General features: G+C 73.3%; 8 protein-coding genes. 1 reads left to right on the plus strand and 7 read right to left on the minus strand.

Annotated features, from left to right (window positions below):
- Nucleotides 1-182: 182 nt before the first annotated feature.
- The 4 genes from C6376_RS42360 to C6376_RS42375 form a co-directional block, all read right to left on the minus strand.
- Nucleotides 183-680, minus strand: coding sequence for a peptidylprolyl isomerase (locus C6376_RS42360; RefSeq protein ID WP_107448489.1), 498 nt, complete (start codon nt 678-680; stop codon nt 183-185).
- Between the two features lie 205 nt (nt 681-885).
- Complete coding sequence (locus tag C6376_RS42365) at nt 886-2,364, minus strand: glutamate-cysteine ligase family protein (protein WP_107448490.1); 1,479 nt, start codon at nt 2,362-2,364, stop codon at nt 886-888.
- A gap of 693 nt (nt 2,365-3,057) precedes the next feature.
- A complete protein-coding gene (locus C6376_RS42370; protein ID WP_107448491.1) occupies nt 3,058-4,248 on the minus strand; it encodes an MFS transporter in 1,191 nt (396 codons plus the stop codon).
- A gap of 172 nt (nt 4,249-4,420) precedes the next feature.
- Nucleotides 4,421-5,779 (minus strand): lysine N(6)-hydroxylase/L-ornithine N(5)-oxygenase family protein, encoded by a 1,359-nt coding sequence (locus C6376_RS42375; protein WP_107448492.1) that lies wholly within the window; start codon nt 5,777-5,779, stop codon nt 4,421-4,423.
- Between the two features lie 119 nt (nt 5,780-5,898).
- On the opposite strand from C6376_RS42375, the gene C6376_RS42380 reads away from it, so the two are divergent.
- Nucleotides 5,899-6,846 (plus strand): methionyl-tRNA formyltransferase, encoded by a 948-nt coding sequence (locus tag C6376_RS42380; protein WP_107448493.1) that lies wholly within the window; start codon nt 5,899-5,901, stop codon nt 6,844-6,846.
- Between the two features lie 169 nt (nt 6,847-7,015).
- On the opposite strand, the gene C6376_RS42385 is transcribed toward C6376_RS42380, so the two are convergent.
- The 3 genes from C6376_RS42385 to C6376_RS42395 all read right to left on the minus strand — a co-directional run bounded on the left by C6376_RS42385 (nt 7,016) and on the right by C6376_RS42395 (nt 10,264).
- Entirely contained in the window at nt 7,016-7,894 is an 879-nt protein-coding gene (locus tag C6376_RS42385) for an ABC transporter ATP-binding protein (RefSeq protein ID WP_107448494.1), read from the minus strand.
- Between the two features lie 4 nt (nt 7,895-7,898).
- Complete coding sequence (locus C6376_RS42390; protein ID WP_107448495.1) at nt 7,899-9,047, minus strand: iron chelate uptake ABC transporter family permease subunit; 1,149 nt, start codon at nt 9,045-9,047, stop codon at nt 7,899-7,901.
- A 176-nt stretch (nt 9,048-9,223) separates the two neighbouring features.
- A complete protein-coding gene (locus tag C6376_RS42395) occupies nt 9,224-10,264 on the minus strand; it encodes an iron ABC transporter permease (protein WP_107448496.1) in 1,041 nt (346 codons plus the stop codon).
- Between the last annotated feature and the right edge of the window lie 3 nt (nt 10,265-10,267).

The following is a 10,267-nucleotide window of genomic DNA, read 5'->3' on the forward strand; positions in this document are numbered from 1 at the left end:
CCGCGCCCACCGCAGCCCGGCCGGGACGGGGCGCCCGGCCCGGTCGTCCACCATCCGGGGCCGGTCGCGTCGCACCCGGCCGCAGCCCGTCCGCCGGCCGTGGCTTGCGGCCGTCGGCGGCGCGTCACCGCGCCCGGCCCGGGGCGGCGCCCCCGGCCGGGCGGGCGGCACGGAGGTCCGACTCAGAGCTGGCCGGAGGCCGCGATGGTGATCTTCGCCGAGGTCGAGCCGCTGCGGGAGCCGAGCGCCTCGATCTTCTTGACGAGGGCCATGCTGTCCTCGTCGGCGACCTCGCCGAACACCACGTGCTTGCCGTCGAGCCAGTCCGTCACGATCGTCGTGACGAAGAACTGCGAGCCGTTGCTGTTCGGGCCGGCGTTCGCCATGGACAGCAGACCCGGCCGGTCGTGCTTGAGCGTGAAGTTCTCGTCGGCGAACTTCTCGCCGTAGATGCTCTTGCCGCCGGTCCCGTTGCCGCGGGTGAAGTCGCCGCCCTGGAGCATGAAGGCGGGGATGACCCGGTGGAAGGAGGAGCCGGCGTAGCCGAATCCCTTCTCACCGGTGGCGAGCGCGCGGAAGTTCTCCGCGGTCTTGGGCACGACGTCGTCGAAGAGGTTGAAGTTGATCCGCCCGGCGGGCTCGTCGTTGATGGTGATGTCGAAGTAAACCTTGATCGTCATAGGACCATCCTGCACGCTCCTCCGAGTGCTGTCGCACTGCGGGTGCCGTGTTGCCCCTTGTGTCTGTTTTGGGTGTGGGGTGTGTGAGGGGGCACGTCAGTGTGAGCGGCGGGCGCGAGGCCTCCGAGGGGGAAGCGGGGGCCGCTCCGGAAGGTCTGGCGGGCGTCCGGACGGGGGCCCGTCGCGTACGACCGGGACCGGGCCGTCAGTCGACCGGCCAGGTGTGGGCGGGCGCGTTGAGGTGCATGTAGTCGATGTAGAGCTGTGTCATCCGCCGCAGGGCCTCGTGCCGGCCCGTGTGGGCGGAGGCCGCGATGCGGTGGAACATCTCCTTCTGCCAGACGGCCCCGTTGCGGGCGGTGACGCACCTCTGCTCGATGACGCCGAGCAACGGCTCCCGCCAGGCCGCGTCCATCCCGGACAGCTCCAGCCCCCGGTGGGCGAGCGGCAGCAGTCGCCGCAGGACGAGTTCGGGCGCCGTGACCTCCCCCATGCCGGGCCAGTACAGCCGGGCCTCGATGCCGTGCCGGGCGGCGGAGTGCAGGTTGTCCTCGGCGGTCCGGAAGGACATCCGCGACCACACCGGCCGCTCCTCCTCCACCAGGGCGCGGGTGAGGCCGTAGTAGAACGCGCCGTTGGCGAGAGTGTCCGCCACGGTCGGCCCGGCAGGCAGGCAGCGGTTCTCCACCCGTACGTGCGGCCGGTCGTGGGCGACGGCGTAGACCGGACGGTTCCAGCGGTAGATGGTGCCGTTGTGCAGGGTCAGTTCGGCGAGCTCGGGGACGTCCCCTTCCGTCAGGGTCTCGCGCGGGTCCTGTTCGTCGCACAGGGGGAGCAGTGCCGGGAAGTAGCGCAGGTTCTCCTCGAACAGGTCGAAGACGCTGGTGATCCACCGCTCTCCGAACCACACCCGGGGGCGCACGCCCTGCGCCTTGATCTCCTGCGGACGGGTGTCGGTGGTCTGCTCGAACAGCGGGATGCGGGTCTCGTGCCACAGCTCCTTGCCGAACAGGAACGGCGAGTTGGCCGCGAGCGCCACCTGGACGCCCGCGATCGCCTGGGCCGCGTTCCAGTACGCGGCGAACTCGTCGGGGGAGACCTGGAGATGGAACTGGGTGCTGGTGCAGGCCGCCTCCGGGGTGATCGTGTCCGCGTAGGTGCGCAACCGGTCCACGCCGTCCATCTCGATGTGCAGGTCCTCGCCGCGCGCCGCGAACACCTGGTCGTTGAGCAGCCGGTACCGGGCGTTCTCCGACAGTGAGGAGGCCCCCACGTTCTCCTGCCGCAGGGTGGGCAGGATGCCGATCATGATCAGTCGGGTGCCGACCGTGCCGGCGCGTTCTTCGGCGTGGTTGAGCGCGGCCCGGATCTCGGATTCCCAGGCGTCGGGGCCGCCCTGCGTCAGTCGGCGGGGCGGGACGTTGATCTCGAGGTTGAACCGGCCCAGCTCGGTGGACCAGGCGGGGTCCGCGATCGCCTCCAGGACGTCGGTGTTGCGCATCGCCGGCTCGGCCTCGGCGTCGACCAGGTTCAGCTCGATCTCCAGGCCCACCTGGGGCCGCTCGGACTCGAACCGCGACTCGCGCAGCATCTGCGCGAACACCTCGAGGCACTCCTGCATCTTGATCCGGTACCGGCGGCGGTCCTCGCGGGTGAAGACCAGCGCCGGGACGTCGCGTCCCATCGGCCCTCCCGGAGCGTCCCTTCTCGACGCCTCTAGCCTCCAGCGTCGCACTGCCGGACGCCCCTCACCAGGCGTGGGAGAACGTCCCGTCCGCCCACGCCTGGTCCGCCGGGCCGGCCAGGCGTGCAGCCTTCTTCCCCTTCGCCCAGGCCAACCAGCGGGTGTTCTACGCAATGGTCATCGCCCTGGGCATCGGATTCCTGTGCGCCGGCCGGCATCCCGGCGACGAGGTGCACCCCGAGAAGACACCGCAGGAGCCGCTGGTACGGCGCTGAGAACGCGGGGCGGGCGCGAGGGGGACGCCCGGAGGGAGGCATCCGGGCGGAGGGTGCTGAGCGGCGGGTGGGAGACGGCGGGTCGGCGGGCGACGGGCCGACGGCCGGTGCGCGGTGGTGCACCGGACCGCACGGGCCCGGGCCGGGGAAGCCGCGGGAGGCCGCCCCGGCCGCGTTGTCAGCGGCTGCGCAGGGCGCTCGTGGTGAAGAATCCCGTGGCCGCGGCGCTGACCAGGGCGCAGACGGCGAGCAGAGCGGTACGTCGCATCGAAGGGCCTTTCCCGTATGACGTGATGACGGATGGGGTCTGCACAACGCGGAACTGGCCCATCCCGTACCGCCGGAAGGCCGAACCCACCCGTACGGACGCGGCCAGGCGTGCACGCGGCGCGCGGACGGCGCGCGCGCCGCCTGGCGGTCAGCCCTTCGCCGGCACGGGTCGCCGCAGCAGGTAGGCCGCCGCCAGCGAGACGAGGACGGCCATGCACGCGATGAACACCAGGCCGGCGCCCTCCAGGCCGAGGGGGCCGACCAGCACGCCCACACCGATCACCGGCACCGAGATGCCGGTGTAGGCCACCACGAAGAGCGTCGAGATCACCGCCGCGCGCTGCTCCGGCGGGGACGCCGCGGCCACCGCGGACAGCGCGCCGCGGAAGGTCATGCCCTGCCCGGCCCCGCCGACGACCGCGCTGAGCACGACCAGCGCCAGCAGGTCCCAGCGCAGCGCGCCCGCGAGCAGGGTCAGACCGGCCAGGAGCACGGCGCAGCCCAGCGGCAGCGACCGTGCGACGCCGATGCGGCCGACCGCCGTCTGCCCGGCGATGGAGGCGAAGAAGGCCAGCGCGACGACGAGCCCGCTCACGGCATGGTCCGTGACGTCCAGCGACCGGGCGAGGAACGCCGGGCTGACCGAGGTGAACACGCCGAACAACGCGAACCCGGCGAAGGAGGCCGCGGCCGCCGGCCCGAACACCGTCCGAACCTGCGGCGGCAGACCGGGCCGCTGCGGACGCACCGCGCCGACCGGTCCCCGGTCCGTCACGGTCTCGGGAAGGCGCGCCAGCACGGCGGCCGAGCCGGCGATCAGGACGAGGTGCACGGCGAACGGCAGGTACAGCGGACGGTCCGTGTACTGCGCGAGGACCCCGGCCAGCAGCGGACCGCAGCCGAGGCCGCCCATGTTGGCGGCCGTCGCCACGAGGGTGGCCCGGGCGGCGTCGCCCGGCGGGGCGAGGTCCATCACGTAAGCGGTGGCGGCCCCGGTGCACAGGCCCGCGGAGAACCCCGACAGCAGCCGCCCCGCGTACAGCGGGCCCAGGCCGGTGGCGGACAGGAAGCAGACGGCGCTCGCGGCCGCGAGGCCCAGGCCCCACAGCAGCACCGGACGTCTGCCGACGGTGTCCGAGGCGTTGCCCGCCAGCAGCAGAACCCCGATGACGCCGAAGGCGTACACGGCGTACACGACGGTGACCGTCAGCTCGGAGAAGCCGAACTTCTCCTGGTACAGGCCGTAGAGAGGGGTGGGCAGCGTGGTGCCGGCCATGCACACGGCGAACACGGCGCCGGCGAGCAGACACCGGAGCCGGCCTCGGCGTTCACGGTCCATGCGGGCGACAGTAGCCCCGTACGCGGCGCCGGCCGCCGCGCGGCGCGCACCGACGCGGTCGGTCTCCGGGGCTGCGTCGTCGCGTGGCGGGCCGGCCCGTACGCGGCCCCGCTGAAGGCCGGCCCCGTGACGGGTGTCAGGGGTGCTGCGCGCTCTGCTCGTGCCCTTGCCCTCACCGGTGCGTCGAACTGTTCGCCGGCACGGTCCGCGGGGCGGCGTGCCGGGCGACGAGCGAGCCGAGGATCTCCCCGGCCCGGACGGCTGTGGTGGACAGCAGCGTCGAGGTCAGTCCGTGGCTGTGCTCGGTGCCGCCCTGGAGGTAGACGTCCGCGCCCACGTGGGCGGCGGTCCCGACCCGGTGGTCGCGGCCGACGAGCAGCGCGTCCTCCTCGTCGCGCAGACAGAGCTTGGCGATCTCGCCGAGGTTCTCGCCCAGGCCGCGTGGCTGGTAGCCGGTGGCGTACACGAGCAGGTCCGCGTCGAGTACCGCCTCCTCGCCCGTCGGCAGGAACTCCACGGTGACCCGCACCCCGTCCGCCGCCGGGGCGACCTCGCGCAGCCGGGAGACGTTGAGCATCCGGATCCGCTGCCTGCCCTGCACCTTCTCCCGGTACATGGTCCGGGACAGGGACTCGATCAAGTCCATGTCCACCACGGAGTAGTTGGTGCTGCGGTGGTAGTCGTGCAGCGACTGCTTCACCGCGGACGGCGCCCCGTAGTAGACGTCGACGGCCTCCGGGTCGAAGATCCGGTTCGCGAACGGACTGTCGTCGGCGGGCGTGTAGCCGTACTTGGCGAAGACGGAGCAGATCTCGGCCTCGGGGAAGCTGCGGTGGAGGTAGTCGACGGCCTCCGCGGCGCTCTGGCCCGCGCCGAGCACGACGGCGCGGCGCACCGGCCCGCCGGAGCACGCCAGTTGTTCGACGCGGGGCAGCAAGTCGCTGGTGTGCCAGACCCGTTCGGAGGGCGCGATGCCCGGCGGCAGGTGCGGTTCCAGCCCCGTGGCGACACAGAGGGTTCGTGTGCGGCGGACCGTCAGCGCGCCCGGGACGGCGGGGTCGCGGGTGGCGACGTCGAAGGCGCGCACCTCGCCGTCCTCGACGACCGGCAGCACGGACACGACGTCGGCGGAGTACTCGACGAGGTGTCCGAGGCGGTCCGCCGCCCACGCGAAGTAGTCGTGGAACTCGATGCGCAGCGGGAAGAGGGTCTTCTGGTTCAGGAAGTCGGCGAGCCTGTCCTGTTCGCGCAGGAAGCACAGGAAGCTGAAGTCGCTGGTGGGGTCGCGCATCGTCACCAGGTCCTTGAGGAAGGACACCTGCATCGTGGCGTCGTCGATGAGCATTCCGCGGTGCCAGCCGAACCGCGGCTGCCGCTCCAGGAACGTGGCCCGCAGCCGTTCGCCCTCCGGGGCCTTGGCGTTGTGCTCGTGGAGGGCGATCGCGAGGGCCAGGTTGGACGGGCCGAATCCGATGCCCACAACGTCGTACGAGTCGTCCCGGGAGCCGGGCCCGTTGTGCAGGGTCGTCACCGCGTCATCGCCTTCCGTAGAGCGGACACGGGGGGCACTGCGACCGTGCGCGGTCTCCCCCCAGCAGGCACATGATAGATAAGGTAAGGCTTACCTATCAATGCTTGAGAGGGAAACACATGCGAGTAGTCATGTTCGGTTACCAGACCTGGGGACACCGGACGCTGCAGGCGCTGTTGGACTCCGAGCACGACGTGGTGCTGGTCGTCACCCATCCGGCGAGCGACCACGTCTACGAGAAGATCTGGAACGACTCGGTCGCCGATCTCGCGGCGCGGCACGGTGTGCCGGTCCTGCTGCGCAACCGGCCCGGCGACGAGGAACTGCTGGCCGCGCTGAAGGCCGCCGAGCCGGACGTCATCGTCGCGAACAACTGGCGCACCTGGCTGCCGCCCGAGATCTTCGACCTCCCGCCGCACGGCACGCTCAACATCCATGACTCGCTGCTGCCCTCCTACGCCGGCTTCTCGCCGCTGATCTGGGCCCTCATCAACGGGGAGCGGCACGTGGGCGTCACCGCCCACCGCATGGACGCCGAACTCGACGCGGGGGACGTGCTGATACAGCGGTCCGTGCCCGTCGGCGCCGCCGACACCGCGACGGACCTGTTCCACCGCACGGTCGACCTCATCGGCCCCCTCGTCACCGAGTCCCTGGACCTCATCGCCTCGGGTCGGGCCGTGTGGACGCCGCAGGACCGCTCCCGGGCGACCTTCTTCCACAAGAGGGCGCTGGAGGACAGCCGGATCGACTGGACGTGGCCGGCCGAGGACCTGGAACGCCTGATACGGGCTCAGTCCGACCCGTATCCCCAGGCGTTCACCCACCACAGGGGCGAGCGCCTGCGGATCGTCTCGGCCGCGGTGTCCGAGGGACGGTACGGCGGGACGCCCGGCCGGATCTTCATTCGGGAGGGCGACGGCGTCGTCGTCGTGGCCGGTGCCGGGGCGCGCACCGGGCGGCTGCCGGGCCTCCTTGTCAGGAGGGTGCGCACCGAGGACGGCGCCGAGCAATCGGCGACCGACTACTTCCGCACCATGGGCGGGTATCTGACGCCCCGTCCGTGAGCCGAGGCGCCGTCACCCGGGCCCGTCACCCGGGCCCGTCACCCGGGCCTGGTCGGCCGGGCCTGGTCGGCCGGTCGGCCGCTGCCGGGCCGTGCTCCCTGGGCGGCAGGCCCCGCGGCCCGTCCGCTTCCGGAGTGGTGCGCCCCGCCGTCCCGTCCGTTCCCGGCGGCTACGCGCTCGTCGCCGCGGGCGCCTGCGCCGGGACGGTGCCGGGGCCGGCGCCCTGGTGGTGGCGGCTCATCGGGAAGACCATCGGCGTCCCGCTGACCGGGTCCTCGCCCACCACGCACCGCAGGCCGAACACGTCCTCGACGACCGCGGCGGTGATGACCTCGGAAGGGACGCCCTCCGCCACGACGCGACCCGCCTTCATGGCGACCACGTGGTCCGCGTAGCGGCACGCCTGGTTGAGGTCGTGCAGGACCATGACGACGGTGCGGCCCTGGTGCCGGTTCAGGTCGGTGACGAGGTCGAGGACGTCGATCTGATGGGCCAGGTCGAGGTAGGTGGTCGGCTCGTCCAGGAGCATCACCGGCGTCCCCTGGGCGACCGCCATCGCGATCCAGGCCCGCTGCCGCTGTCCGCCGGAGAGTTCGTCGACGGCCCGGTGGGCGAGGTCGCTCGTCGCCGTGGCGCGCAGCGCCTCGTGGACGGCCTCCTCGTCGGCGGCGGACCACTGCCGCCACCAGCTCTGGTGCGGCGCACGGCCGCGTCCCACCAGGTCGACGACGGTCAGCCCCTCGGGCGCGACCGGCGTCTGCGGCAGGATGCCCAGCTTCTGCGCCAGGGCCCGGGTCGGGAACGAGTGCACCTCTCGCCCGTCGAGGTGGACGGCCCCCGCCTTCGGGGTGAGCAGCCGCGCCAGCGCCCGCAACAGGGTCGACTTGCCGCACGCGTTGGCGCCGACGATCGCCGTGATCCGTCCGGACGGGACCGCCAGGTCCAGCCCGTCGACGACGATCCGGTCGTCGTAGGCCAGCCGCAGCCCGACGGCCCGCAGGTCGGGGCCGTCGGCGGGGCGGGCGGGCCCTTCGTGGGTCGATGACACGTCTTCAGCCTCCTGAACCGGCGCGGTTGGCGCGCACGAGCAACCACAACAGGACGGGCGCGCCGAGGACCCCGGTCACGATCCCGACCGGCAGTTCGGTGTCCGGGACGAGCCCCCGGGCGGCGAGATCGGACCCGAGCACCAGCACGGCACCCGTCAGGCCCGCGGCGAAGGGCGGCGGGAACGCCGTGCCCGCCAGCCGTTGGGCGACCTGCGGGGCGGCGAGCGCCACGAAGGCGACCGGTCCCGCCGTCGCCGTCCCGAACGCCACGAGACTCACCGAGACCAGCAGGACCGCCACCCGGACCGTCTGGACCCGGGTGCCGAGGCCGCGGGCCACGTCGTCGCCGAGCTCCAGGGTCCGCATCAGCCGCCCGAGCAGCAGTGCCGCCGGCAGGAGGACGGCCAGGGCCAGGGCGAGCGGGGTGATCTGGTCCCAGGTGCGGCCGTTCAGGTTGCCGACCAGCCAGCCGAGCGCCGCCTGGGCCTGGAAGCGCTCCCCGCGGGCCATGAGGTAGTCGGTGGCGCTGGTGCAGATCCAGGAGACGCCGACGCCCACCAGCACGATCCGGTAGCCGCTGGCGCCGCGTTTCCACGCCAGCGCGTACACGAGAACCGCCGCGCCCAGCGCGCCCGCCAGGCCGAGGAGTTCGGTGCCGAGCCCGCCGTCCCGGCCCAGTACGATGCCGGCCACCACGGCGACGCCCGCGCCCTGGGTGATACCCAACATGTCGGGGCTGGCCAGCGGGTTGCGGGTCATGGTCTGGAGCAGTGCTCCGGAGACCCCGAACGCCACGCCGACCAGCAGCCCCGCGAGAGAGCGCGGCAGCCGCAGTTCCTCGACGACGAGCCGGGTGCCGGGATCGCCCCCGCCGGCCAGGGCGCGGGTCACGTCGGCGAGAGACAGGGGGAGGTCACCGACGGCCGTCTCCGCGCAGAACGCCAGGAACGCCGCCACGGCGAGCACCAGCGACACGGCCAGCAGCCGGGGCCGCAGCAGTCCGGAGACGGGCGGGACGGCGAGCCGGAAGGCGATGCGGTCGGCGGTGCGGCGGCGCGCCGCCCGGTCCGCGGGACCGGTCCCGCGGCCGGTGCCGGGTTCGTGGCTGCCGGGGACCTTGCGGCCCGCCGCCGGTGTGAGCTCGGTGGTCATGGCGTGCGGCTCCCCAGGAGGACGGGACGGGCGGGAAGGCGGTGCGGGCCGGCCGCCGGGAGCGGCGGCGGTGGAGTCGGCGGTCCCTGGCGGCAGTTCCCGGTCCGGACCGCGGCGCCGGATCCCGTCGGCGCGGGCGGTGCGGGGTGCCGCCGGGCGTCGGCGGGCCGCACGGCTCACAGCTCCACGAGGCGTCGGCGGCGGACCAGCGCGATGAAGAACGGGCCGCCGACGAAGGCCACCAGGACCCCCGCCTGGATCTCCACCGGCCGGTCGACGAGCCGGCCCGCGATGTCCGCGGCCAGCAGCAGACAGGGTGCGAGGACGGCCGACAGCGGCAGCAGCCAGCGGTGGTCCGGGCCGAGGCCGGCGTACTGGGCGAGGACGCGGGCGATGTGCGGCACGACCAGCCCGACGAAGACCACGGGCCCGATGACGGCGACGGCTGCGCCGGTGAGCAGGGTGACGGCGACGACGCCCTGGACGCGCACCAGCCCCAGCCTGAGTCCGAGCGAGGTCGCGACGTCGTCGCCGAGGGCGAGGCTGTTGAGGGAGGGAGCGGTCGCGAAGGCGAGCGCCGCGCCCACGGCGAGGAAGGGCAGCACCCGCAGCAGTACGTCCGCGTCCTGGTTCGCCAGCGACCCCGCCGACCAGAACCGGTACCGGTTGAGCGCGTCGGGGTCGGTGAGGGCGATCGCGCTGGTCAGCGAGAACAGCACGGACGTCACCGCGACGCCGGCCAGGGCGAGTTTGACGGGGGTGGAGCCGGACCGGCCGAGCCCGCCCAGGAAGTGGACCAGCACGCTCGCGGTCATCGCGCCGGCGAAGGCGAACCAGATGTAGCCGTACACGGAGCCGATGCCGAGCACGCCGACCGAGAGCACCACCGCGAAGGCCGCGCCCGCGCTCACGCCGAGGATGCCGGGGTCGGCGAGGGGGTTGCGGGTGAGCGCCTGCATCAGCGCGCCGGAGAGACCGAGTGCGGCCCCGGTGGCCAGGGCGAGCGCGGTGCGCGGCAGCCGCACCGACCAGATGACGTCGTGCACACGGGAGTCGGGCGCGTCACCGAGCAGGGTGTCCCACACCTGCCGCAGGGGCACGTCGAGCGCCCCGTAGGCCATCGACAGGGCGCACAGCGCCAGGAGCGCCGCGCACGACAGCGACAGCAGCAGTACCGCGCGGGGGCCGGTGGCCGCCCGGACCGTCGAGGTCCCCACGTC

This window comes from Streptomyces sp. P3 (assembly GCF_003032475.1).
Lineage (GTDB): Bacteria > Actinomycetota > Actinomycetes > Streptomycetales > Streptomycetaceae > Streptomyces.